The organism is Virgibacillus halodenitrificans JCM 12304 (genome assembly GCF_001310895.1).
Taxonomy (GTDB): Bacteria; Bacillota; Bacilli; order Bacillales; family Amphibacillaceae; genus Virgibacillus_Q; species Virgibacillus_Q halodenitrificans.
The window spans coordinates 13,269-38,387 of sequence record NZ_BAZS01000027.1; the positions used below are offsets into that span (position 1 = coordinate 13,269).

The window sequence follows — 25,119 nt, forward strand, 5'->3', positions numbered from 1 at the left end:
TTCTCCAGCGGATAAATTCGCTCTCCTGCTGATATCTCCATCCTCACCTACGAGACTACCTTCATGAAGTGGGGTTCTTTTTTTCTTCTCTCCTACATATATACTAGAAAGGGGAAGAGGGAAGGAAGTGGTAATATAATGAGTTCGACCATCATCATTTCTATTATGATTGGTTTAATTGTGCTCTTATTGTTTGTAGGCGCGCCAATAAAACCGATGCGCTTTATTGGACAGGCTACAGTAAAGTTAGGTATTGGCATTCTGTTTTTATTTTTCGTAAATGTATTTGGCGGAGCCTTTGGTCTGCATATTCCTATTAATCTATTTACAGCGAGCATATCCGGATTTTTGGGTCTTTTTGGAGTAGCCTCTCTTGCAGCAATTCATTTATTTATAATATAAACTAATATTCTATGAATATTTTCCGTTAGATTAGGAGATACTAATTTCTAACGGAGGTGGGGAAATGAATAAATCAACTTACAATGAACGTTGCGGTATTTGTGAAGAACCGAAGGAGAAGGGTATTCATCTATATACCATGTTTATCTGCTGTGAGTGTGAGCATAACATGATACACACTGAACCAAGAGAAGAAAAATATGCATACTACCTACAAAAATTAAAAAATATAACTAAACCAAAGCTATATTCGTAAATAGATACAAGTCTTTGCTCGCAAAGGCTTTTTTTGTTTGCTTAGGAAACTATTAAATTTAGAATCTCTGGCTGCTTTTTATTACTGGATGAGCCATGTCCAGCTCCAGCGCCTACGCTTTTTTATTTGGGGTTTTATACTAAAGTGATTTACACTTATAGAAAAAGCTGGTGGAGGAAATAGAAATGGATCATAGAAAGACACCAATATATCAAGCACTAATTAACCATGCAAAACAAAGACCATTATCTTTCCACGTACCAGGTCATAAAAATGGAGAAATATTTCCCGAGTTTGCGAAAGATTATTTTCATCCACTTTTACATATGGATCTGACAGAGTTAAGTGGATTGGATGATCTACATGCTCCAAATGGAATAATCGCAGAGGCAGAGGAATTGGCAGCCAACTTTTTTCAAGCGAACAATACATTTTTCTTGGTTGGAGGAAGTACTGTCGGCAATCTTGCGATGATACTGGCAACATGTTCGTCTGGAGAGCGAGTCATTGTTCAGCGCAATAGTCATAAGTCTATTATGAACGGGGTGGAGCTTAGTGGCGCCTGTCCCATTTTTATAAATCCTGAATATGATGATGAATTAGAAAGATATACTCATCCAAGTATGGCAACATTACAGAAGGCAATTCACACATATCCAGATGCCAAAGCAGTACTATTAACATATCCTGACTATTATGGTAATACATATGATCTCCAGGCTATGATAGAAGAAGCACATGCATATAATATACCTGTTTTAGTGGATGAGGCACATGGGGTGCATTTTTCAATCGGCCGACCATTTCCGCCGTCCGCTTTGGAGTTAGGAGCAGATGTAGTTGTGCAATCGGCACACAAAATGGCTCCAGCGATGACAATGTCTTCTTATTTACATATGCGAACAGAAAGAGTTTCTGAACAAAGTATTGCTCACTATTTGCAAGCACTGCAATCCAGCAGTCCATCTTATCCAATGATGGCTTCACTTGATCTTTCACGCTTCTTTTTGGCGACAGTAACTACAGAGGATAAAGTAATGATTATTGAAAAATCAGCAGAAGTAGAGCAATTATTAAATGAATCAGATTATTGGTTGGTAAGAAGGGGACAAGATCCACTAAAATTAACGTTACACGTGAAACAATTTGCTTCTGCAAATGAAATAGCTAAGCTTTTTGAATCAGAAGGAATATACCCAGAGCTCGTAACCCATAACCAACTATTACTTGTACTTGGATTAAAACCCTTCGAACATATTAATAGGTTAAAAAAAGCAGTGAAAAGAATAAATGATCAATTAAAAAATAGTCATAAGCATGATACAATAGAATTAACAACGCTTTTTCCGGAAAAAATAGAGGAATTAGCATTGTCATATAGTGAAATGAAGCAGTATAGTTCTAAAAAAGTGTCTTATAAAAAGGCATTAGGATATATAGCGGCAGAAGCAGTAATCCCTTACCCGCCTGGAATCCCGCTGATATTAAAAGGGCAGAGGATTACTGGAAATCAGATAAGTGCTATAGAAAAGTTGGCAAAGCAAGGTGTGAAAATCCAATTACGGGATCAAAGTGGGATTCGGATTTTTACAGGGATTGATGAAGGAGAAGAAACGACGTGAGCGGATATTTTATAACAATTGAAGGTGGCGAAGGAGCAGGGAAAAGTACTGTTCTTGAATCATTGACACAACATTTAACAGCCAGCGGCTATGATGTACTAGCTACACGAGAGCCTGGTGGTATTGAAATTGCTGAGCAAATCAGGAGGGTAATTCTTGATCCATTAAACATTAAAATGGAAAAAAGAACGGAAGCGTTATTGTATGCCGCAGCAAGGCGCCAACATTTAGTGGAAAAGGTATTGCCGGCATTAGAAAACGGAAAGATCGTCCTATGTGATCGTTTTATAGATAGCAGCTTGGCTTACCAAGGTTTTGCACGAGGAATAGGGATGGATGAGGTATTTTCAATTAACCAATTTGCCATACAGGATTGCATGCCTGATTTAACACTTTTTTTTGATATTTCACCAAAAAAAGGATTAGAACGTATTTCGGCGAATAAAAATAGAGAAAGAAACCGTTTGGACTTGGAAAAGCTTCATTTTCATGAACAGGTTTATGAAGCTTATCAGCTATTAATTAAGAAATTCCCTGAGCGTATTCACACAATTAATGCAGACCAAACGGTAGATGCTGTTGAGAGTGAAGCATTTGATTGTATTACTACTAATTTAGCAAAAAGGGAGATGAAGAAATGAAGTTAATTATTGCGGTTATCCAAGATAAAGATTCTAATCGGCTCGTTGATGCGTTAGGTAGTGAAAATTTTAAGACAACCAAGCTAGCCACTACTGGAGGGTTTCTGAAGGAAGGAAATACTACCCTTATGATCGGTTGTGAGGATGCGTATGTAGATGAGGCTTTGGAAATCATTAAAGCAAATTGCTCTCATCGGGAGCAGATGGTTGCTCCGATTTCACCTATGGGTGGTAATGCGGATTCTTATATTCCAAAACCAGTAAAAGTAGAGGTTGGAGGGGCAACCTGTTTCATCCTGCCTATTGAATCCTTCTTTCAATTTTAATAAATCATTGCTAAAGCTTGTTAGCACTGGTTAAAAGGAACTGATTATATGAAAATTAATTCAGAAATGAAGGCAAAAACCGAAGCAACCTATTCTCGTCCTACACAGGCTGATGCTAAGGCTTTTAATCAACAACTGCAATCCCAGGTACATCGTTTAGGTGAACAAGGCTTGCAACAATTGATTAAGGATATTTCCTTGCAGGGGGATAAACTGGCTCGTTACCGTACTTTCCGTGAACTGGCCAAGTTTAAACGAATGGTGAAAGGCTTCTTGCAGGAGACGGTTTCAAAAGGTTTTGGGCTGCACACATCGCATAGCTTCAGTATGGATGGGGGCAGCCGCCAATTATCTATCGTTCAGGAAGTGGATGAAAAGCTTGTTGAATTGACAGAAGAAATTATGAATCAAGAAAAGAAGTCTGTAGATATTTTAGGCCTGATTGGAGAAATTAAAGGACTACTTATTAATATATATACGTGAGAAGTTTTTTATAAGGACGGATAGAGATGAAGACATGGGCAGAAGTAGCAGATATTCAACCGTTAGCTGGAAAAATATTGATGAACAGTATGAAAAAAAATCGCATTTCCCATGCTTATTTACTACAGGGGAAAAGAGGAACCGGAAAAGAGAATATTGCACGCTTACTTGCAAAAGGGCTTTTTTGTAAAGAGAAAAATGGGATAGAGCCTTGTCATTCATGCACCGAGTGTAAACGAATTGATTCAGGAAATCACCCTGATGTGCATTGGGTAATTCCAGAAGGACAATCAATTAAAATAGAACAAATAAGAAATCTCCAAAAGGAGTTTACGTATTCCGGATTGGAGTCAAATCAAAAAGTATATATTATTCAGGGAGCCGAAACGTTAACAACAAATGCGGCGAACCGAATTCTTAAGTTTCTGGAAGAGCCAAGCAAACAAACAACAGCAATCATGCTTACTGAAAATAGCCAGTCCATTCTTCCGACGATCCGCTCCAGATGTCAAATTATTGATTTAAAGCCACTAAACACCAGAGATTTTCAACAGCAATTATTAGAGCAGGGCATGACAAACAAAAATGCTGCCCTGATGAGTGCATTAACTAATAATTTAAATGAAGCCTTTGAAATGAGCAATGATGAGTGGTTTGCGTCAGCAAGAAAGATAGTGGTACAATTAGTAGAAATGTTTGTAACGAATCCGAAAGATGTCTTTCTTTTTGTTCATAACCATTGGATAAATCATTTTAAAGATAAGACGGAACAAGAACAAGGCATGGATTTGCTGCTTTTAGCATTTAAAGATATTCTTTACTACCAAATAGGTAATGAAAGCTCGCTCGTATTCTTTACTTTGGATGATGAGTTGCTTCAAAAAGCGGCAATGTCTTTTTCACAACATATGTTAATAGAGACATTGGATGCTGTGTTACAAGCAAAAAGAAAGCTGAAGCAAAATGTGCAGCCAACATTAGTAATAGAGCAGTTAGCACTTCAGATACAGAGGTGAGTGATTTGATAGAAGTGATTGGTGTCCGCTTTAAAAAAGCGGGTAAGATATATTATTTTGATCCAGGAGATCATGCAATAGAATTGGACAGTTATGTTATTGTAGAAACAGTTCGTGGCGTGGAATTCGGGAAGGTTGTCCTTGCGAGTAAGCAGGTTGACGAAGAAGATGTCGTACTTCCATTGAAAAAGGTACTACGCTTAGCAGATGAAAAAGACAAGCTTACTATAGTTGAAAATCAGGAACATGCAAAAAAAGCTTTTGATACATGTACCCAAAAGATTATAGAACATAAACTGGATATGAATCTAGTAGAAGTAGAATATACATTTGATCGGAATAAGATTATCTTTTATTTTACAGCAGATGGCCGAATTGATTTTCGTAATCTTGTTAAGGACTTGGCAGCGATGTTTAAAACACGGATTGAATTACGGCAAATAGGTGTCCGTGATGAGGCAAAAATGCTTGGAGGTATTGGTCCGTGTGGAAGAATGCTTTGCTGTTCCACATTTTTGGGGGATTTTGAACCTGTTTCAATTAAAATGGCCAAGGATCAAAACTTATCTCTTAATCCAGCAAAGATTTCCGGTTTATGTGGTCGGTTAATGTGCTGCCTCAAGTATGAAAATGACGAATACGAGGAAGCAAAACGTGTGTTACCTGATATTGGACAAACTATTCGAACACCATTAGGTAAAGGAAAAGTAGTTGGTCTAAACATCCTAGAACGACTCATCCAAATCGAAATTCCAGAATTAGAACGAGTAATCGAATATACTATGGATGAACTAATAGAAGAAGGAATTCTAGCGCAAGCCACAGAATAATGGGGTGAGTAGGCGTGAAAAACAGGCAAATTTTTGATCAGGTTTCTGATATGGAAAAGCAAATAGGTGAACTATATGAACAATTAGGTGATTTGAAAGGCCGATTAAGTGATTTGTTAGAGGAAAATCACCGATTAGCTATGGAAAACCACAATTTGCGAAACCACTTGGAACATACAAATAAAGAACAAGAGGCAAAAGTTAAAAACAAACAAAAATCAAAGAGCTTCCCTGGTGAAGGCTATGATAATTTAGCGAGATTATATGAAGAAGGATTCCATATATGTAATCTTGAATTTGGTAGCCCAAGGCGTAATGAGGATTGTATGTTTTGCCTGGATTTTTTAAATAAAACGAAATAAAAGAAAGGCTGTCTCCGTTTTGGGACAGCCTTTCTTTTAAGCGGCCTGTTGTAAGCAGCTTAGAAAGGAAAAAGAAATGGTACAATTATATGATGATGAACGCTTGGATTATTTGCTGGCAGATGAGAGTATGAAAATTATTCAAAGTCCTTCCGCGTTTTCGTTTTCCCTTGATGCAGTTTTACTCGCTTATTTTGCATCTATACCAAGAAAAAAAGGAAGTATTTTGGATTTATGTACAGGCAATGGGGTCATTCCATTATTATTATCTGGTAAAACGAAAGCAAAAATTACAGGTGTAGAGATCCAAAAGCGAATCTTCCACATGGCTGAACGGAATATAGATTTAAATGAACTGGGTGAACAGCTTCAGGTCCTTCATGGTGATTTGAAAGAAATGCAGCCCGTTTTAGGGCAAAGCACGTTTGATGTAGTGACATGCAATCCTCCTTATTTTCCTACACCTTCTAAAACAGAACATAATCAAAACGAATATTTAACGATTGCCAGGCATGAGGTTTACTGTACCTTGGAAGATGTAGTCAAGGCATGTAAGCTTCATGTACGCCCAGGTGGTAAAGTAGCAATGGTACATCGCCCGGGGAGGTTGGTTGACATTATCAATCTTTACCGACAATATAAGCTGGAACCGAAACGAATTCAATTCGTTTATCCAAAAAGAAATAAGGAAGCAAATATGCTTTTAATTGAAGGCATTCGAGATGGGAAGCCGGATCTAAAAGTTTTACCACCATTATATATTTATGAAGATGATGGAACTTACACAAAAGAGGCTGAGGATATTATTTATGACAGAATATGAACATACTGTATATATATTAAAATGTAGTGATGGCACATTGTATACTGGTTATACAAATGACATGGAGCATAGGTTAAATATGCATGAAGAAGGAAAAGGGGCAAAATATACAAGAGGGCGAGGCCCGTTTCAAGTAATGTATATTGAAAAATTCCCTACAAAGCAAGAGGCTATGCAAAAGGAATATCAGATTAAACAATTGTCACGGACTGAAAAATTTCAATTAATCCGGGGCAGGTTGAAAGAAGTGATTGAACATGAGAATTCAAAAAAGCTTTGAAAAAGAAGAAGCGGGCACGCTTTATGTTGTGCCCACTCCTATTGGTAATTTAGAAGACATTACTTATCGTGCCTTACAAACCCTTAAAAATGCACATATTATTGCGGCTGAGGATACGAGGAACACAAGAAAGCTATTAAATCACTTTGAAATTAAAACAAAGTTAATTAGTTATCATGAGCATAATAAAATGAGTAGGGAAGATCAATTAATAACTAGGCTGGGAAAAGGGGAGCAGGTTGCTATTGTAAGTGATGCCGGTATGCCTGCAATATCGGATCCAGGTTATGAATTGGTAAAGCACGCAATTGAACAGGATCAAAAGGTTGTTGTACTTCCTGGCGCGAATGCTGCTCTCTGTGCACTGGTTGGCTCTGGTCTTCCTACAGATGCTTTTTATTTTTACGGATTTTTACCTCGTAAAAAGAAGGACAAAATGAATGAGCTAAATAGGTTGGCAAAGCTGCAAGCAACCTTATTATTTTATGAATCGCCATATCGTTTAAAGGATACGTTAAAAGCAATGATGGAAGTGTTTGGGAATCGACGCTTAGTTATTGCACGTGAACTTACGAAGCGGTTTGAAGAGTATGCTCGTGGTTCCATAGAAGAGCTAATCTCCTGGTCAGAGAATGGGGAACTGAAGGGAGAGTTTTGTTTAGTTGTTGAAGGTAATGACTCCGAAGAAGAGGAATCAGAACAAACTGTATGGTGGGAAGAATTATCTGTTATGGAACATGTAAACAATTATATTGATTCAAAGCAATTATCAAGTAAACAGGCAATTAAGCAAACAGCAGTTGATCGCAATGTGCCAAAAAGGGAAATTTATCAGGCGTATCATATAGAAGAGGAATAAACAGGCTTTAGTTAAATCAAGCATTAATGCGTAGTTGGAGGGAAATGCGAACTAGTGGTGGAGCACCAAATCTCGCTGCGGAAAAATATTACGCTTTCCGCGGGCGGCCTGCAAGCCTCCTCGAACTCCACTAGCGTTACGTTCTGCGGGGTCTCGCTAGTCTCGCTTTTCCCGCAGGACAAGGAAAGCTACGTCAGCAAGGCATCGCACGAAGAAAATGTGTATTTTCATTTTCGAGGAGTCTTCATATCTTTCCTTCGCTAAGGTGTATATCTCAAAGATTAAAGATAAGAGCTAATTATTCAATTCTTAAATACCTCAAATTAATCAATAGCACATACCAATTGATTGGAATGGAAGATGACGACTCCTGCCGGAATAGCATGAGCTGAAGACCCTGCACGGAGCGTAGCGGAGGAAGCGGCTGAAGCCATGCCGGCGGAAAGCGTTCATCTGTAATGGAAATCAATGGCGGTAGATGATCATCAAAACGTATTAAAATATATTTTAGTAGTGTATCTTTTAGAAACAGTAATTTACAATACTTACAGTTACGTCGTAGTTTATCTATTTTACGAATTACTTTAATCTCATTAATAGTTATAAATAAAAGAACAAGAGCTGTCATTTGACAGCTCTTGTTCTTTTAATGGATATCAAGCTTTTTAGCGACCCCCAAGACCAGCTCAACGTTTCTCTTTATTCTTTGTTGAGACTGGATTGGATTTCGTCAACCAATTGTTTAGCACTTTCCGGGCTAACTATAAGTTTACCATTTGCTAAAGAAAGATTATCTTCAGATACTTCCCCAGTAAGGTGACAACTCATATTAGATTGGTATTTTTTTAGGATGATTTTATCATTATCCACGTAAATTTCCATAGCGTCTTTTTCATGGATATCCAGTGTACGACGCAGTTCAATTGGTATTACCACACGCCCAAGTTCATCAACTTTACGTACTATTCCTGTAGATTTCAACATTTGTCCCCCTTATTAGGTAGAAAGAGTGCTCTGAATAATTTTACTTTATGTAAGCATTCAATCCCCTTATTATTATTATATGATATAAAAAAATCGTCATTTTTCGACATATATCTACGCAATAGAATATCAAGTAATCCTTTTTATGTCAATATGGTTTTCTAAAAAATAAAAATATAATAGAAAATTTGTTAATTGATTACACTTTTAGGTTAATACTATACTTGCACGGTATTTGGCAAAATCCGTGATAAAAGCTACAATAGAAATAGTTTTAAATTTATGTTGGGAATGGATTGAGGAGGTAACGTAGATTCATGGAAAAAAACGGAAAGACATTTTATATAACTACTCCAATTTACTATCCAAGTGGCAATTTACACATTGGACATGCTTATTCTACAGTTGCAGGTGATGCAATTGCTCGTTATAAAAGGATGCGCGGATATGAAGTCATGTATCTGACAGGTACAGATGAACATGGTCAAAAGATCCAGCAAAAGGCAGAAGAAAAAGGCATGACGCCACAGGAATATGTGGATGATATTGTAAGTGGCATTCAAGACCTATGGAAGAAATTAAAAATATCCAATGATGATTTTATTCGAACCACTGAAGAAAGACATAAAAAAGTCGTTGCAAAAATATTTGATCAGCTTCTTAAACAAGGAGATATTTACCTAGACCAGTATGAAGGATGGTACTGTACTTCATGTGAATCTTTTTTTACGGAACGCCAGTTAAATGACGGTCATTGCCCGGATTGTGGTGGCCCGGTAGATAAGGTGAAAGAAGAATCTTATTTCTTTAAGATGAGTAAATATGTTGATCGTCTTGTTCAGTTTTATGATGAGCATCCAGAGTTTATTCAACCGGAAAGTCGTAAAAATGAAATGCTGAACAACTTCATAAAACCAGGTTTAGAGGATTTGGCCGTATCAAGAACTACCTTTGATTGGGGAATAAAAGTGCCGGGTGATCCAAAGCATGTCATTTATGTATGGATCGATGCTTTAACGAATTACATCACTGCATTAGGCTACGGTTCGGAGGATGAATCAAAGTATAAGAAATTCTGGCCTGCAGACGTACATTTAATGAGTAAAGAAATTGTACGCTTCCATACAATTTACTGGCCGATTATGTTAATGGCATTGGATTTACCTTTACCTAAAAAGGTATTTGCTCATGGTTGGATTTTGATGAAGGACGGTAAAATGTCTAAATCAAAAGGAAATGTAGTGGATCCGGTAAAACTAACTGATCGCTATGGCCTTGATGCTTTACGTTATTATTTATTACGAGAAGTTCCATTTGGATCTGACGGTGTATTTACACCAGAAGGATTCGTAGAACGTACGAATTATGATTTGGCAAATGATCTAGGAAATCTTCTAAATCGTACAATTGCGATGATTGAGAAGTATTTTGATGGACAAATACCTGCATATAAGGCTTCTGAAACAGCTGTTGATGAAGCGCTAGAAGCTTTTACAAAGGAATCCGTTGAAAAAGTAGAGGAAGCAATGGAAAATATGCAATTCTCTGTTGCATTATCATCCCTATGGCAAATGATTAGCCGGACAAATAAATATATTGATGAAACAGAGCCATGGGTATTGGCAAAAGAAGAGTCCAATAAAGAGAGACTTGGTAACGTAATGGCACATTTAGCAGAGTCACTAAGAAAAGCAGCAGTTATGCTTCAGCCATTTTTAACAGAGTCACCTACAGAGATCTTCAGACAGTTGAATATTACAGAAGAAGCTTTAAAAGAATGGGATAGTGTCTATACAGAAGGACAAATTAAAGCAGGCACGCGTGTTCAAAAAGGTGATCCAATCTTCCCAAGGTTAGAAGTGGAAAAGGAAGTACAAATAATTAAGCAAATGATGCAAAAACCACCAGTACAGGAAGAGAAAAAACCTGTGAAAGAAGAAAGTGGAAGCAAAGAGCTTATCGAGTTTGATGACTTTATGAAAGTAGATATGCGTGTTGCTGAAATAATTCAGGCAGATAAAGTTAAAAAAGCAGATAAACTATTAAAACTACAGTTGGATGTAGGGACAGAAAAACGCCAAGTAGTATCTGGTATCGCTAAATATTATGAACCTGAAGATATAATCGGAAAAAAGGTAATATGTATAACAAACCTTAAACCAGTTAAACTGCGTGGCGAGATGTCAGAGGGAATGATCCTTTGTGGAGAAGACGCAGATGGAGGGCTTGTTCTGACAGCAGTTGATGAAACTTTACCTAACGGATCTGTAATTAAATAAAAGAAATATAATGAGGGGAAGGTCAATCAATGATTGGCCTTTTCCATTTTACGCAGGCTATATACAAGGAGGAATTTCATGCTATTTGATACACATGTTCATTTAAATGCGAGACAATTTGAAGAGGACCGGACAGACACGATTCAGCGGGCGTTTGATGCAGGGGTACAGCACATGGTTGTGGTAGGTTTTGATAGAGAGACGATACCTTTAGCTATTGAAATAGCAGAGGATTATGACACCATATATGCAGCTGTAGGCTGGCATCCGGTAGATGCAATTGACATGACGGATGGAGATTTACAATGGATTGAAGAATTATCTTCTCACCCTAAAGTAGTAGCTATTGGGGAAATGGGATTGGATTATCATTGGGATAAATCACCTGCTAATATCCAAAAGGATGTATTCCGTAAGCAAATCCAATTAGCCAAGAAAGTAAATATGCCAATTATTATTCATAACAGGGAAGCTACGGAGGATATAGTAAAAATATTGCAAGAGGAAAATGCAAAAGAAGTGGGAGGAATTATGCATTGTTATAATGATTCCGTTGATTATGTGCAAGCCTGCTTGGATATGAACTTCTACATTTCGTTAGGTGGCCCAGTAACATTTAAAAATGCCCCTCTACCAAAGGAAGTCGCAGCACAGGTGCCGTTAGATCGGTTGTTAATCGAAACAGATGCCCCATTTTTAGCACCACATCCAAATCGTGGAAAGAGAAATGAGCCAGCTTATGTAAAACTTGTGGCAGAAAAAATTGCTGAAATTAGGGGGATATCTTTCGAGGAAGTTGGTAAAATAACGACAGAAAATGCAAGGAATCTTTTTAAGATCAATTCATAAGGATTGCAAAATTCACAAGGAGAAAATCCTTCCCTTTTTAACAAATTATGAAAAAAGGACTATTTTTTTAGAGATCAGATGAATAATCTGGTCTTTTTTGTTACAAAGGAGGAAAATCATGGGATATTGTCCTGCCAATGTTTTCCCGCGCTTTTGTTACATAAATGTAATATAGACAACCTGATGTAATTTAAATGTAAACCAACCGTAAACGGAAAAGCTTTGACTTTGCATATAACTGTTAATATAATCAAAATGCGTTAAAGGGAGGCAGGAGCATGCGAATCTTTTCAAAGCTGATGCCGGCGTCTAAAATGAAGCTGGTAATTTCAAGTATTGGTGTTTTGGCACTTGTCGTTTTTTCAGGTTTCGTACTATTTGAAGCATCGAAGGCAGAAGTAATAGTAATAGATAACGGAGAAAAGCAAACAGTAAAAACACATGCGGATACAGTAAAAGGGTTACTGGCAGAGGCTGGAATAAGTGTAGGAGAACATGATGAATTATCACATGAACAGGATACACCTATCGAAGCTGGTATGGAAATCGATTATAAGACAGCAAACAAGGTTATTATAAGCATTGATGGAGAAGAAAAGGAATATTACACTACAAAATCTACTATCAAAGAATTCCTCGCAGAGAATAATCTTGAATTTACAGATCATGATGCAATCTCACATAAAAGCAGTGAAGCAATTCAAGATGGACTACATATTGATGTGAAAAAAGCCTACCAAATTACAATCAAAGATGGAAAAAAAGACAAAAAGAGCTGGACTACAGGCGGATCGGTAAAGGATCTGCTAGCAGAAGCAAATATAGATTATGATGATGATGATAAAATTGAACCAGGTCTTGATAAACAAGTAGATAAAGATATGACTATTAAAGTTATTGATGTAGAGAAAGTAACCGATGAGGTAACAGAGTCAATTGCTTTTGAAACAGAGAAAAAAAATGACAGTTCTTTGGCTAAGGGCAAGGAAAAAGTTATTTCTCAAGGGGAGAATGGAGCGGTAGTTAAGAAATACAAAGTGATCAAGGAAAACGGAAAAGAAGTAAAACGTGAATTAATTGATGAAAAAATAACAAAAGCGAGTCAAAAGCATATTGTTGCGGTTGGTACAAAAGCCCCTCAGCCTAAAGCACAGGCGAAGGATAAGGCAAATGTAGTTACTCTATCCAGTGAAAAGCCTAAGTCTAGTAAGAAGTCTGAGCCATCAGAAAAAAAATCTGGTGGAAAAGTGTTCACAATGAGTGCAAGTGCTTATACAGCAAGCTGCTCTGGTTGTTCTGGTTATACAACTACAGGGATTAATTTAAATGCCAATCCAAACAAAAAAGTAATTGCTGTAGACCCAAGTGTTATCCCGTTAGGCTCCCGAGTATGGTAGAGGGATATGGAGAAGCAATTGCAGGTGATACAGGTGGACATATTGTGGGAAATCGTATTGATATCCATGTACCAACGAAAAGCGCCGCCTACAGCTGGGGACGAAGAACAGTTCAGGTAAAGGTTCTTGATTAACAATGCATTAATTATAAGTTCATAAAATAAAGGAAAAAATACTCTTATCATGATATCATGATAAGAGTATTCTTTATTCTACTATGGTTAAACGGTAATTTAAATGGTAAAGAAATTCCTAATATAGATAAGTTGCGAACTAACTTGGTAGTTCTTTAAACGGCCGTTTCGAAAAATAAATCACTAAAATTAACTTAATAACACCGCTACGGAAAAACACTGCGCTTTTCGGGGGCGGCTGATGAGCCTCGGGCCAACACGATGTTGGTCATGAAGGCGTTGCGACAATGGGGTTTGGTGGGGCGAGTATGCGCAGCCCCAAATGTTTTCGGTGGGACGAGTTTACGAAGTCCCAGGACGTCGCGTCTTTAGCCTTCCAGCCCCTATACGCGTTGCGGGGTCTCATCGAGGCCTCTCCTCCCACAGGACAAGGAAAGCTTCGTCAGCAGGGCATCGCACGAAGAAAATGTGTATTTTCATTTTCGAGGAGTCTCCATATTTCCCCTTCGCTACTATTTACTATTATATCTAGGAATAAAAATTGCGTTCACCTACACCCGGAATGTGCTTTGTACAAATTGATTGGAGCGGAAGGGGGGCGACTCCTACCGGAATAGCATGAGCTGAAGACCCTGGACGGAGCGTAGCGGAGGAAGCGGCTGAAGCCATGCCGGTGGAAAGCGTCCCCCCTGAAGTGGAAATCAATGGGGTTATCCGCTTCTACCATGGCTTAATACTTATAAAAGATTTCTCCAGTTCGCATTTTACTCCAGCTGTGTAAAGGTAAAGCAATCATAAATTTAATTTAATAGAGAAAGAGGAAAAAGATTGAAGATAAAAGAAGTAATTGTTGTAGAAGGAAGAGATGATACAACAAGAATCCAACAAGCTGTTCATGCTGATACAATTGAAACCAATGGATCAGCTATTAACAAAGAAATTATAAAAAGGATTAAGCATGCAAAAGATAAAAGAGGTATTATTATCTTTACAGATCCGGATTATCCTGGTGAACGTATTCGCCATATTATTGATCAAGCAGTTCCAGGATGCAAGCATGCTTTTCTGACACAAGATAATGCACGAGCAAAACATCCACAAAATAAAAGCCTTGGTATCGAGCACGCAACCAATGAAGCAATTCAAAATGCTTTGCTTGGCGTTTATGAATTGGCGGAGGAGAAAACGAGTGAGATAACAAAAGAAGATCTCGTTTATTATGGCCTACTTGGCGGCAATAAAGCGAGCAAGCGTAGAGAAAAAATTGGAGAACTGCTTCATATCGGTCACACAAATGGAAAACAACTACTTAAGCGGCTTACCATGTTTGAGATAACAAAGCAACAGTTCGAACAAGCTATAAATCAGATACAGCAGGAGGAAAATAAGGATGTCTAAAAAGTTTATTGCGACCCCTTCTCGTACAAAGGAAATTTTATCCACCTACTCTTTTCACTTTAAAAAAAGCTTGGGACAGAACTTTCTTGTGGATGCTAATATTCTGGAAAATATCTTGAAGCAAGCAGGAATTGATAAGGGAGCAGGAGCAATAGAGATCGGCCCAGGTATTGGTGCATTAACAGAGCAGTTAGCCATACATGCTGATAAAGTGCTCGCATTTGAAATTGATCAGCGTTTATTACCCATTTTAAATAGCACACTAAGTGATTATAATAATGTAACAATTATACATCAAGATATTCTTAAAGCAGATGTAAGAACTGCAATAGAAGAGTACTTTCATCCCGATCAGCCTGTGCATCTCGTAGCAAATTTACCATACTATATAACAACACCGATACTTATGAAGCTACTAATGGAAAAACTTCCTGTAGCCAGCTTTACAGTTATGATCCAAAAAGAAGTTGCAGAACGGATGGCCGCACAGCCGAATAGTAAAAGTTATGGATCCTTAACGATTGCTATTCAATATTATACAAATGCAAAAGTGGTAATGAATGTCCCAAAACAAGTATTTATGCCTCAGCCAAATGTTGATTCCGCAATTCTGCGTTTAGTTACAAGGGAAGAACCTCCAGTAGAGGTAGATGATGAAGATTTCTTCTTTACCCTTGTTCAAGCCTGCTTTGCACAAAGAAGAAAGACATTAAGAAATAATTTACTAAGTCATTTTAAACAGGATTATAATAAAGAGGAAATCTCACTCCTTCTTGAAGAAATAGCGATTGACGGCACGAGAAGAGGGGAATCCCTCAGCATGGAGGAATTTGCTCGAATGGCAAATGCGTTTTATCGGAATAGAAAATAGTAAGAGAGCTATTGTGGCTGACACAATAGCTTTTTTAATATAGCAAATAATCATAGATCCACATCCTTATAGGCGTTTTAGCTTTTGTGCCTTTCTGCCGCTTCTTAAAAATATTCTTCTTTAGCACAATATCCAGGTTCCCTAATGGCACAGATAGCTAATTGCTTTCATAGCCTATAGAAGTAATATTTTGTCTTGAAGGGCTGTGGGGTGAATGTATGAGCTTTTCAAAAGGAGAATTAGTAACACGAATATCTTATAAGCATGATCTTTTATTTCGTGTTGCTTCGATACACCAGGAGAAGGTGAAATTACACGGAGAGGATTTTCGCCTGGAAGCAGATGCTCCAGCAAAAGATTTGGTAAAGGTTGAGGGAAGAGAACTTGAAAAAAGACGAAAAAAAGAAATAGAAAAAGAAGAGTTCTCCTATCGGTTATTTCGCCAGGATTACAAGCTAATGAAGGAAAAACGCGATTACCAGTCAACAGACGGTTATAAATACGAGGAAAGCTATTTTCAACTGCCTGCAAAGGTACTTCACTTGGATGGGGACCAAACCTATCTGAAAAAGTGTATTGAGCTATACCAACGTATGGGACTGCATATTCATGGTGTCCATGTTCATGAAAAGGATATGCCTCATCAAATTGGGGATTTAGTTAAAAAAATACAACCAGATATAATTGTTATAACAGGACATGATTCGTATTCGGAGAATAAAGGAGCAAAAAGAGACCTCCATGCATATAGGCACTCCAAGTACTTTACAGAAGCTGTAAGGGAAGCGAGAAATATTAATCCACACATGGACCAATTAATTATTTTTGCAGGGGCTTGCCAATCACACTTCGAATCGCTTATTCGTGCGGGTGCCAATTTTGCCAGTTCACCATTAAGGGTGAATATTCATGCCTTGGACCCAGTATATGTAGCAGCCAGAATAGCGTATACACCATTTATGGAGAAGGTCAATGTATGGGAAACCTTGCGTAATACATTACTGGCACAAAAGGAATGGGCGGGGTAGAAACAAGAGGTATCCTTCGAACTGGACTTCCATATATAGACGACAATCTGGAAAATTACTAACTTTTTATGCAGACAAAAAGGGAGGAAAGAACGACCTCTTTGTCTGCACTTTATAATTTTGACAAAAAAGGATACATAATTTGTTAACATTTACAAATAATATTAGAAATAGACAAATATTATTGTTGACAAGAAAAAAGGTATCTTGTTATAATATAAAGTTTTATTTGACTATAATACATGCCTGTGATATAATTAAATCAGTGAGGTGGATTGTATTGGCTAAAACATTAATCGAAATTAAGCAAGGTCTTGAAGGTCACGTTGGAAAGCGTTTAACACTTAAAGCGAACGGTGGTCGCAGAAAAACGATCGAGCGATCGGGTGTACTTGCTGAAACCTACCCTTCAGTATTTATTGTTGAACTGGACCAAGAAGAAAATGCATTCGAGCGTGTTTCATACAGCTACGCAGATGTTCTAACGGAAACCGTAGAGTTAAGTTTTTTAGATGAAAGAACAATAGCAACAATCCTTGAGCAGTGAACAATTTTGTTTACTGCTTTTTGTATGACTTTTTAACGTATAAAATGTGAGGAATTCTGGTTTTTGTTCTTATCGAGGAACGGCCAGCTCCGACGCACAGGGCGTTCCAGTGTCGAAGGACGGAGCGAGTTTAGCCTGTCCCCTTCCTTGCAAGGCGCTGAGTCTTTTTTTATTTATTTCCTTTTTTACAAGTATCTGCCTGAGTTAATTCTCCATAAACACATAAACTATAAGTGTCGTAAGGTAACTCATTAATTAAAGGGGGTTGTTCTTTCATGGCTAGACGAAGAGGGATTATGTCAGACCACTTGAAAGAAGAAATTGCTAAAGAGTTAGGATTTTACGACACGGTACAGCAGGAAGGTTGGGGAGGCATTAGGGCAAGGGATGCCGGTAACATGGTAAAGAGGGCTATTGAAATGGCTGAGCAAAATATGCAGCAGAAGGGCAAATCCGAATAGGGTTTGCTCTTTTTAAAGAAGAGAAATATATGTACTTTTAATTAAGTTAAGTGATGAAGTCTGCCAGGAGTGAAGATAGAAATACATCTGTTTCGCCTATCATTAAGCAGTCGCTTTCATGTTTATTAATATGTTACAATTTGAATATCTATATACAAGAAGGTGACGGTGATGGCACTTTTTGAAAATGCCCCTGCAAAAATAAACTTATCCCTTGATGTATTAAGTAAAAGAGATGATGGTTATCATAATGTGGAAATGATTATGACAACGATCGACTTGTCAGATAGGGTGATGTTGTCTGAAATCGCTGAAGACCGGATTGAGGTTGCATTGGAGAGCAGATATGTACCGAGTGATGAACGAAATTTAGCATATAAGGCTGCAAAAGTCTTCAAGGATACATATCGTATTCGTAAGGGAGTTCGGATTAATATTGAAAAATCGATTCCTGTATCAGCCGGTCTTGGTGGAGGAAGTACAGATGCGGCAGCTGTATTAAGAGGGCTAAATCGGCTTTGGTCATTAAATATCCCGACAGAGAAATTGCAGGAAATGGGTGACATGATTGGTACGGATGTGCCCTTTTGTGTTCAAGGTAAAACAGCGATTGCTACAGGTAGGGGAGAAAAGATAGAAAGACTTCCTTCACCCCCACCTGGCTGGGTTGTTTTAGCAAAGCCGGACATTGGAGTATCTTCGCGAACAATTTTTCAGCGTATTGATATGAAAGAAATCTCCCATCCGAATACAAGTCAAATACTTAGAGCTTTAAACAGTGGAGATTTTCAATCGATGTGTGACTATATTGGCAATTCATTGGAAGCCATAACAATGAATTTACATCCAGAGGTTCTACGCATAAAAAAAGCAATGGTACAGGCGGGAGCGTCTGGTGTTCTAATGAGTGGCAGTGGTCCCACTGTGTACGGCTTAGTGGAGCATCACAGTAAAGCCAGAAGAATTTATAATAGTATGTGTGGTTTTTGTGACGAGGTATACCTTGTACGACTGCTAGGCTAGCTATTGCTAAAAAACATATAATAATGATATATTAATTGGTAAATATTCGGTTTTGAGGTGTAGAAATGAAAAGAAGTAATCGGTTGGTTGCATTGACGAATTTTTTCGTTGAAAATCCAAGAAAACATACACAATTTCCTTATTTTGTGGACCTTTTAAATACAACAAAAGCTTCAATCAGTGAGGATATGGATATCATTGACAGTGTGTTCCAAAGTGAAGGGCTCGGGTTTCTTAAGCGGACAACAGGTGCTGCTGGAGGAGTAATGTTTATCCCTGAATCCTCTAAGCAAAAGAACATGCAATTTATTGATACATTGTGTAAGGAATTGGAGGACCCAATACGTATTCTGCCAGGTGGGTATCTTTATATGAGTGATCTGCTTGGTGACCCTAAAATGGTGAGAGAAATAGGCAGGATTTTTGCATCTGCTTTTTCACATTTAAATATTGATGTCGTTGTTACCGTAGCTACAAAGGGAATTCCTCTTGCATACGCCGTTGCTTCCTTCCTTGATGTACCTGTAGTTATTGTACGACGCGATCCTAAGGTTACAGAAGGTTCTTCTGTAAGTATTAATTATGTATCTGGATCATCAAGAAAGATTCAAACAATGGTCTTGCCGAAAAGAAGCCTTTGGGAAGGTGCTAATGTATGTATCATTGATGATTTTATGAAAGCCGGAGGCACAATTAATGGGATTGTAAATCTTTTAGATGAATTTAATGCTAATGTTACCTCTATTGGTGTGTTAGCAGAAGCTGATGATGAGGAAGAAGAGCGTGTCGTTGAAGATTATACATCTCTTGTTAAGATATCCAATGTAAATATTAAAGAGAAAAGTATAGAAGTCCATGCAGGTAATCTGATTAAATAGGTCCTACTGCAAATGTTGGGATAAAACGTTATCTCGTACATTCGTAGTAGGAGGGAACTGCGACGTAGTGAAAACTTATTTCCCAATTAATATAAAATAGCTAAATAACACCGCTACGGAAAAATACTGCGCTTTCCGGGGGCGGCTGATGAGCCTCCTCATGCTACGCATTCCGGGGTCTCACCGATGCCTCATCTCCCCCAGGTCTCCGTATTTTTCCTTCGCTACTATTTACTTATACCTAAGAAGAAAATTGCGTCTGCATACCCTAGAATATGCTGTGTACGAATTGATTGAAGCGGAAGGGGGCGACTCCTGCCGGAATAGCATGAGCTGAAGACCCTGCACGAAGCGTAGCGGAGGAAGCGGCTGAAGCCATGCCGGCGGAAAGCGTCCCCCTGCAGTGGAAATCAATGGGTCCATTCATCTCCTTAAAATGAGATAAACTACTACCAAGTTACATCGCAGTTTATTTATTTTTCGACTCATTGAGTGATTCCGATATGTTAGAAATAGTTGCGTGGTATTTTTTATATTTTTATTTAAAGGTTGCGCTTGCGATTTTCATAGTACTTTCACCTTAGGAAAAAGTATTTATAAGCTCTTTTTTCTTTCGCTTTAAAATTATTTTATAAATATTTTATTTTTTTTAATAATTAAGCAGGAATTTCTTTTCTTTTGTTGAACTATTTAAATAAGTTCAAAAGGGAAAAGGTGGTGAAACATCATGGAAGTAACTGACGTAAGATTACGCCGCGTTAATACAGAGGGAAGAATGCGAGCAATTGCATCTATTACATTGGATCAGGAATTTGTGGTACATGACATTCGTGTAATTGATGGGAATAATGGTTTATTTGTGGCCATGCCATCAAAGCGTACCCAGATGGAGAATTTAGGGATATTGCTCATCCTATTAATTCAGGGACTCGTTCCAAGATTCAGGATGCTGTATTAGAAGAATACCGCCGTGCAGGAGAAGAAGAAGCTGAAGCTGAGGCACAATATGAAGAAGCTGGTGCTTCCTAAATTTTACCTGTAATTCAACAAGAGGTCTAATCTACATAAGGTTAGCCTTCTTTTTTTTGTTCTAACAAGAGGCTAATAATTGGTAAAAATTACTTATTGTCAAAACTTCCCCCTTATCTGCTATTATCTATTGAAATTCGACGTTTTTTAAGATATATTCATAATGGATAAAAAGGAAGGATGGAGGTTTCCTAATGACTAACCGCTATGCTGTGATTCTCGCAGCCGGACAAGGAACTAGAATGAAATCCAAGCTTTATAAAGTGTTACATCCTGTAATGGGACGCCCCATGGTACAGCATGTAATTGATCAAATAAAAACAGTAGAATTAGATAAATTGGTTACAATTGTTGGATTTGGTGCAGAGAAGGTAGCAGAATATATCGGTAAGGACAGTGAACTCGTTATCCAGGAAGAACAATTGGGAACGGGTCATGCTGTGTTGCAGGCAGAAGATCTTCTAAGAGATAAAGAAGGAACGACCATCGTTGTATGTGGTGATACACCATTAATTACAAGCGAAACTTACCAGGCGCTATTTAATCACCATGAACAGACGGGTGCCAAAGCAACCATTTTAACGGCGGATGCTTCAGACCCAACTGGGTATGGAAGAGTTATACGTAATGATAGAAATGAAGTCGAGCGAATCGTAGAACATAAAGATGCGTCAGAAAAAGAGCTAAGCGTAACTGAAATAAACACAGGTACATATTGTTTTGATAATAAAGCATTATTTCAAGCGCTTCAACACGTATCAAATGATAATTCCCAAGGAGAATATTATCTGCCGGATGTAATTGAAATTCTGCGCAATCAATCTGAAAAGGTTACTGCCTTCCTAACGCCGGTGTTTGAAGAAACATTAGGTGTAAACGATCGTGTTGCACTTGCACAGGCAGAGAAGGTTATGAAAAAACGTGTGAATGAAAAACATATGCGTAATGGGGTCTCCATTATTGATCCAGACAACACCTATATTCAACCAGATGTTGTTATTGAACAGGATGCAATTATTCACCCCGGTTGTGTAATTAAGGGAAATACGATAATTAAAACTGATGCAGAGATAGGCCCACATAGTGAAATAAATAACTGTGAAGTTGGAGAAAGTACAGTTATAAAGCAAAGTGTCGCTACAGATAGTAAAATCGGGTCACGTGTAAATATAGGGCCATTTGCTCACATTAGACCAGCTTCTGAAATTGGTGATGAAGCGAAAATTGGTAACTTTGTAGAAATCAAGAAAACAAAGCTGGATAACCAAAGTAAAGTATCCCATTTAAGCTACATTGGAGATGCAGAGGTAGGAAGCAATGTGAACATCGGTTGTGGTACAATTACAGTGAACTATGATGGAAAAAATAAATATTTGACCACTATTGAAGATGATGCATTTATTGGTTGTAATTCCAATTTAATAGCACCAGTAACCATTGGCAAAGGTTCTTATGTTGCTGCAGGCTCCACCATTACAAAAGATGTACCAGGAGATTCCTTATCAATAGCAAGAGCCAGACAGACGAATAAAGAAGGATATGCTTCAAGAATAAAGAACCGACAAAAAGACTAACGGAGGGTAATACAATGGCATCAACATATAAAGACGCATCATTAAAGGTGTTCTCTTTAAATTCAAACGTTAAATTAGCAGAACAGATTGCAGATCATATAGGAACTCGCTTAGGTAAATGTTCCGTTAAACGATTCAGCGATGGAGAAGTACAAATTAATATTGAAGAAAGCATTCGTGGTTGTGATGTTTATGTTGTTCAATCAACATGTGCTCCAGTAAATGAGCATATTATGGAACTACTCATCATGATTGATGCGTTGAAGCGTGCTTCTGCAAGATCCATAAATATTGTTATGCCTTATTATGGATATGCCCGTCAGGATAGAAAGGCCCGTTCAAGGGAGCCTATTACTGCTAAACTTGTGGCGGATTTATTAGAAACAGCTGGAGCGAGCCGTGTTATCACGTTGGACTTGCATGCCCCGCAAATTCAAGGGTTCTTTAATGTGCCAATTGACCATTTACAGGGTGTGCCTATTTTGTCGGATTACTTTGAAGCAAAAAACCTAGATGATATTATCGTTGTTTCACCAGATCATGGAGGAGTTACGCGTGCCCGGAAAATGGCTGATCGTCTAAAGGCTCCAATTGGAATTATCGATAAACGCCGTCCACGTCCAAATGTAGCCGAAATTATGAATATTATTGGAAATATTGAAGGGAAAACAGCAATCCTTATTGATGATATTATTGATACAGCTGGAACAATTACACTTGCTGCAAACGCTTTAGTGGAGAATGGAGCTAAAGAAGTGTATGCTTGTTGTACACACCCTGTTTTATCCGGACCTGCTTTAGAGAGAATTGATCAATCTGAGATTAAGGAGCTTGTGATTACAAACTCTATTCCTCAAACAGAAGATAGACAGAGTGATAAAATTACGGAGCTTTCTGTTGCGCCATTGATTGGTGAGGCAATTATCCGTGTACATGAACTTCAGTCAGTAAGCATTCTTTTTGACTAGATGTTTAGAAAGTAGATTTTATGGGTAATCTCTAAATGGATTGTTTTTTGAATTACTGCATGATCGCACATAATCAATAAAGAGAGAAAACTTATATTAGTTTTTTTAAAATTTTGGAGGGTGATACAGATGGCAGTTAAGTTAAAGGCTACAAAACGAGAAGATCTTACAAAATCAACAACTAAGCAAATTAGAAATGAAGGAAGAGTACCTGCAGTAATTTATGGCAAAGCAAAGGATGCACAATCCATTTCCGTTGATAGTGTCGAACTGGTTAAGACAGTGAGAGACGAAGGAAGAAACGCGATCATTTCATTAAATATTGAGAATGATAAGCCGGTAGATGTGATGTTACATGAGTATCAAATCGATCCACTTCGTGATGAGCTTGTACATGCAGACTTTTACATTGTTAATATGTCTGAAGAAATGGATGTGGAAGTGCCTCTTCGTCTAGAAGGAGAAGCACAAGGCTCTAAAGATGGAGGAGTATTACAGCAACCATTGTATGAATTACAGGTTCGCGCTAAACCAGGTGATATTCCGGAAGAAATTGTGGTGGATATTTCCGAATTAGCTATTGGTGATACGATTGCTATAGCTGACTTGCCGAAAGCATCCAACTACGAGTTCCTTGAAGATGAAGATACAACAATTGCAACGGTGCTGCCACCAGATACATTAGATGATGTTGAAGAGGCTCCAGATGAAAATAATGAGCCTGAATTGGTAGATGCTGACGCAGAAGATAAAGAATAAAAGGATATCTACAACAATCCCTCCTTTCATCAGGAGGATTGTTGTATTGACTTTCATATAAAGGAAGAAGAACAATGAAATGTATTGTAGGTCTGGGTAATCCCGGAAGAAAGTATAAGGAAACACGTCATAACATCGGGTTCATGGTAATTGATGAATTAGTAAAACGCAATAATTGGGAACTTGATAAATCAAAGTTTAATGGGAAATACGCGATGGAAAGAGTGGACGGAGAGAAAATCATCTTGCTCCAGCCACAAACGTTTATGAATCTTTCAGGAGAGTCACTTCGGCCATTAATGGATTTTTACCAGATTGATGTGGAAGATATATTGGTTATTTATGACGACTTGGACTTACCAACAGGGAAAATCCGTTTAAGACAAAAGGGCGGACATGGTGGCCACAATGGGATTAGATCGCTTATTGATCATTTAGGTACGAAAGAGTTTAAGCGGATCCGAATCGGAGTGGGAAGGCCTGTTAAGCCAATACCCGTAGTAGACTATGTCTTGGGTAAGTTTCCAAAAGAGGAACAGGACGATGTTGCAGCTAGTATCACAAAATCAGCAGACGCATGCGAAGCTTGGCTGAAAAGTCCGTTTTTAGAAGTAATGAATGAATACAATAATTGATGGTTACATAGACTAATTTTAATTGAATGCATGGAACAACCAAAGTATAAATAAAATCTCTTTCGGTTAAACTGATGATGACATCAAGACATATCCATAGGAGGTTTTTATATGGCGGTTGTCTATAAGTGCAGGCACTGTGGTCATAAAATTGGTGAATTACATCAGCATGTTGTCGATACATCCATGTTAGGATTTGATCAACTAACAGTGAAGGAAAAAGAAGAAATGATACATTATCAGGATAATGGGGATATATTAATCCAAGCAATTTGCGAAGATTGTGAGGAGACATTGGGACGTCACCCGAGTTATCATGAATTGGATTTTTTTATTCAATAAAGCATAGGCAGGAACAGCTTTGGTATTGCACCAAGGCGTTTTTGCGCTTATTTGCAACAGTGT

At 38.0% G+C, this 25,119-nt stretch carries 28 protein-coding genes and 3 pseudogenes; 29 read left to right on the plus strand and 2 right to left on the minus strand.

Annotated features, from left to right (window positions below; translation table 11 throughout):
* Positions 1–138 precede the first annotated feature (138 nt).
* The 12 genes and pseudogenes from JCM12304_RS13660 to rsmI all read left to right on the plus strand — a co-directional run bounded on the left by JCM12304_RS13660 (position 139) and on the right by rsmI (position 7,900).
* Positions 139–402 carry a pro-sigmaK processing inhibitor BofA family protein gene (locus JCM12304_RS13660; RefSeq protein WP_019378910.1) on the plus strand — a complete coding sequence of 88 codons (264 nt, stop codon included), beginning with the start codon at positions 139–141 and terminating at the stop codon, positions 400–402.
* Between the two features lie 64 nt (positions 403–466).
* The gene (locus JCM12304_RS13665; protein WP_019378911.1) at positions 467–658 is read left to right on the plus strand and encodes a sigma factor G inhibitor Gin; all 192 of its coding nucleotides are present in this window, start codon (positions 467–469) and stop codon (positions 656–658) included.
* Between the two features lie 185 nt (positions 659–843).
* Positions 844–2,280: an aminotransferase class I/II-fold pyridoxal phosphate-dependent enzyme gene (locus tag JCM12304_RS13670; RefSeq protein WP_060680992.1), complete on the plus strand. Its 1,437-nt coding sequence runs from the start codon at positions 844–846 to the stop codon at positions 2,278–2,280.
* Positions 2,277–2,949: pseudogene (gene tmk / locus JCM12304_RS13675) on the plus strand (dTMP kinase). Before JCM12304_RS13670 ends, tmk begins: the two are co-directional and overlap by 4 nt.
* Complete coding sequence (darA, locus tag JCM12304_RS13680; RefSeq protein WP_019378914.1) at positions 2,918–3,247, plus strand: cyclic di-AMP receptor DarA; 330 nt, start codon at positions 2,918–2,920, stop codon at positions 3,245–3,247. Before tmk ends, darA begins: the two are co-directional and overlap by 32 nt.
* A 66-nt stretch (positions 3,248–3,313) precedes the next feature.
* Positions 3,314–3,730 (plus strand): YaaR family protein, encoded by a 417-nt coding sequence (locus JCM12304_RS13685; protein WP_317617847.1) that lies wholly within the window; start codon positions 3,314–3,316, stop codon positions 3,728–3,730.
* A 26-nt stretch (positions 3,731–3,756) separates the two neighbouring features.
* Positions 3,757–4,746: a DNA polymerase III subunit delta' gene (gene holB / locus JCM12304_RS13690; RefSeq protein ID WP_060680996.1), complete on the plus strand. Its 990-nt coding sequence runs from the start codon at positions 3,757–3,759 to the stop codon at positions 4,744–4,746.
* A gap of 5 nt (positions 4,747–4,751) precedes the next feature.
* Positions 4,752–5,576, plus strand: a complete 825-nt coding sequence (locus tag JCM12304_RS13695) for a PSP1 domain-containing protein (protein WP_019378917.1) — start codon at positions 4,752–4,754, stop codon at positions 5,574–5,576.
* A gap of 50 nt (positions 5,577–5,626) precedes the next feature.
* Entirely contained in the window at positions 5,627–5,938 is a 312-nt protein-coding gene (gene yabA, locus JCM12304_RS13700) for a DNA replication initiation control protein YabA (protein ID WP_202395589.1), read from the plus strand.
* Positions 5,939–6,014: 76 nt separating this feature from the next.
* Positions 6,015–6,761, plus strand: coding sequence for a tRNA1(Val) (adenine(37)-N6)-methyltransferase (locus tag JCM12304_RS13705; protein ID WP_060680998.1), 747 nt, complete (start codon positions 6,015–6,017; stop codon positions 6,759–6,761).
* Positions 6,748–7,041, plus strand: a complete 294-nt coding sequence (locus JCM12304_RS13710) for a GIY-YIG nuclease family protein (protein WP_060681000.1) — start codon at positions 6,748–6,750, stop codon at positions 7,039–7,041. Before JCM12304_RS13705 ends, JCM12304_RS13710 begins: the two co-directional genes overlap by 14 nt.
* A complete protein-coding gene (rsmI, locus tag JCM12304_RS13715; RefSeq protein WP_060681002.1) occupies positions 7,019–7,900 on the plus strand; it encodes a 16S rRNA (cytidine(1402)-2'-O)-methyltransferase in 882 nt (293 codons plus the stop codon). The genes JCM12304_RS13710 and rsmI overlap by 23 nt, the downstream gene beginning before the upstream one ends.
* 298 nt (positions 7,901–8,198) lie before the next feature.
* Here rsmI and JCM12304_RS19410 read toward each other — a convergent pair whose 3' ends face one another.
* Both JCM12304_RS19410 and abrB read right to left on the minus strand, forming a co-directional pair.
* Complete coding sequence (locus tag JCM12304_RS19410; RefSeq protein ID WP_040953883.1) at positions 8,199–8,528, minus strand: hypothetical protein; 330 nt, start codon at positions 8,526–8,528, stop codon at positions 8,199–8,201.
* Between the two features lie 71 nt (positions 8,529–8,599).
* Entirely contained in the window at positions 8,600–8,881 is a 282-nt protein-coding gene (gene abrB, locus JCM12304_RS13725; protein ID WP_019376382.1) for a transition state genes transcriptional regulator AbrB, read from the minus strand.
* Between the two features lie 320 nt (positions 8,882–9,201).
* Between abrB and metG the strand changes: the two genes are divergently transcribed.
* The 17 genes and pseudogenes from metG (at position 9,202) to fin (ending at position 25,056) form a co-directional block, all read left to right on the plus strand.
* Positions 9,202–11,163 (plus strand): methionine--tRNA ligase, encoded by a 1,962-nt coding sequence (gene metG, locus JCM12304_RS13730; protein ID WP_060681004.1) that lies wholly within the window; start codon positions 9,202–9,204, stop codon positions 11,161–11,163.
* Between the two features lie 78 nt (positions 11,164–11,241).
* Entirely contained in the window at positions 11,242–12,012 is a 771-nt protein-coding gene (locus tag JCM12304_RS13735; RefSeq protein WP_060681006.1) for a TatD family hydrolase, read from the plus strand.
* A 278-nt stretch (positions 12,013–12,290) separates the two neighbouring features.
* Positions 12,291–13,409: a resuscitation-promoting factor gene (locus tag JCM12304_RS13740; RefSeq protein ID WP_369813169.1), complete on the plus strand. Its 1,119-nt coding sequence runs from the start codon at positions 12,291–12,293 to the stop codon at positions 13,407–13,409.
* Entirely contained in the window at positions 13,403–13,543 is a 141-nt protein-coding gene (locus JCM12304_RS20410) for a 3D domain-containing protein (protein WP_369813170.1), read from the plus strand. Before JCM12304_RS13740 ends, JCM12304_RS20410 begins: the two co-directional genes overlap by 7 nt.
* An 828-nt stretch (positions 13,544–14,371) precedes the next feature.
* Positions 14,372–14,941, plus strand: a complete 570-nt coding sequence (gene rnmV / locus JCM12304_RS13750) for a ribonuclease M5 (protein ID WP_019376378.1) — start codon at positions 14,372–14,374, stop codon at positions 14,939–14,941.
* Positions 14,934–15,812, plus strand: coding sequence for a 16S rRNA (adenine(1518)-N(6)/adenine(1519)-N(6))-dimethyltransferase RsmA (rsmA, locus tag JCM12304_RS13755; RefSeq protein ID WP_019376377.1), 879 nt, complete (start codon positions 14,934–14,936; stop codon positions 15,810–15,812). Before rnmV ends, rsmA begins: the two co-directional genes overlap by 8 nt.
* A 218-nt stretch (positions 15,813–16,030) precedes the next feature.
* Positions 16,031–16,902, plus strand: a pseudogene (gene yabG, locus JCM12304_RS13760) (sporulation peptidase YabG).
* A gap of 218 nt (positions 16,903–17,120) precedes the next feature.
* The gene (gene veg, locus JCM12304_RS13765; protein ID WP_019376375.1) at positions 17,121–17,387 is read left to right on the plus strand and encodes a biofilm formation stimulator Veg; all 267 of its coding nucleotides are present in this window, start codon (positions 17,121–17,123) and stop codon (positions 17,385–17,387) included.
* A 275-nt stretch (positions 17,388–17,662) separates the two neighbouring features.
* Complete coding sequence (locus tag JCM12304_RS13770) at positions 17,663–17,848, plus strand: small, acid-soluble spore protein, alpha/beta type (protein WP_019376374.1); 186 nt, start codon at positions 17,663–17,665, stop codon at positions 17,846–17,848.
* 171 nt (positions 17,849–18,019) lie between these two features.
* The gene (gene ispE, locus JCM12304_RS13775; protein WP_060681010.1) at positions 18,020–18,871 is read left to right on the plus strand and encodes a 4-(cytidine 5'-diphospho)-2-C-methyl-D-erythritol kinase; all 852 of its coding nucleotides are present in this window, start codon (positions 18,020–18,022) and stop codon (positions 18,869–18,871) included.
* Positions 18,872–18,936: 65 nt separating this feature from the next.
* Positions 18,937–19,749, plus strand: a complete 813-nt coding sequence (purR, locus tag JCM12304_RS13780; protein ID WP_019376372.1) for a pur operon repressor — start codon at positions 18,937–18,939, stop codon at positions 19,747–19,749.
* 727 nt (positions 19,750–20,476) lie between these two features.
* Positions 20,477–20,778: pseudogene (gene spoVG / locus JCM12304_RS13785) on the plus strand (septation regulator SpoVG).
* Between the two features lie 194 nt (positions 20,779–20,972).
* Positions 20,973–22,352 carry a bifunctional UDP-N-acetylglucosamine diphosphorylase/glucosamine-1-phosphate N-acetyltransferase GlmU gene (glmU, locus tag JCM12304_RS13790; RefSeq protein WP_060681012.1) on the plus strand — a complete coding sequence of 460 codons (1,380 nt, stop codon included), beginning with the start codon at positions 20,973–20,975 and terminating at the stop codon, positions 22,350–22,352.
* 14 nt (positions 22,353–22,366) lie between these two features.
* Positions 22,367–23,320: a ribose-phosphate diphosphokinase gene (locus JCM12304_RS13795; protein ID WP_019376369.1), complete on the plus strand. Its 954-nt coding sequence runs from the start codon at positions 22,367–22,369 to the stop codon at positions 23,318–23,320.
* Positions 23,321–23,449: 129 nt separating this feature from the next.
* Positions 23,450–24,079, plus strand: coding sequence for a 50S ribosomal protein L25/general stress protein Ctc (locus JCM12304_RS13800; RefSeq protein ID WP_019376368.1), 630 nt, complete (start codon positions 23,450–23,452; stop codon positions 24,077–24,079).
* A gap of 74 nt (positions 24,080–24,153) precedes the next feature.
* On the plus strand, positions 24,154–24,714 hold the full coding sequence (pth, locus tag JCM12304_RS13805) for an aminoacyl-tRNA hydrolase (RefSeq protein ID WP_019376367.1): 561 nt from the start codon (positions 24,154–24,156) through the stop codon (positions 24,712–24,714).
* 111 nt (positions 24,715–24,825) lie between these two features.
* Positions 24,826–25,056 carry an anti-sigma-F factor Fin gene (gene fin, locus JCM12304_RS13810; protein WP_019376366.1) on the plus strand — a complete coding sequence of 77 codons (231 nt, stop codon included), beginning with the start codon at positions 24,826–24,828 and terminating at the stop codon, positions 25,054–25,056.
* Positions 25,057–25,119: the final 63 nt, after the last annotated feature.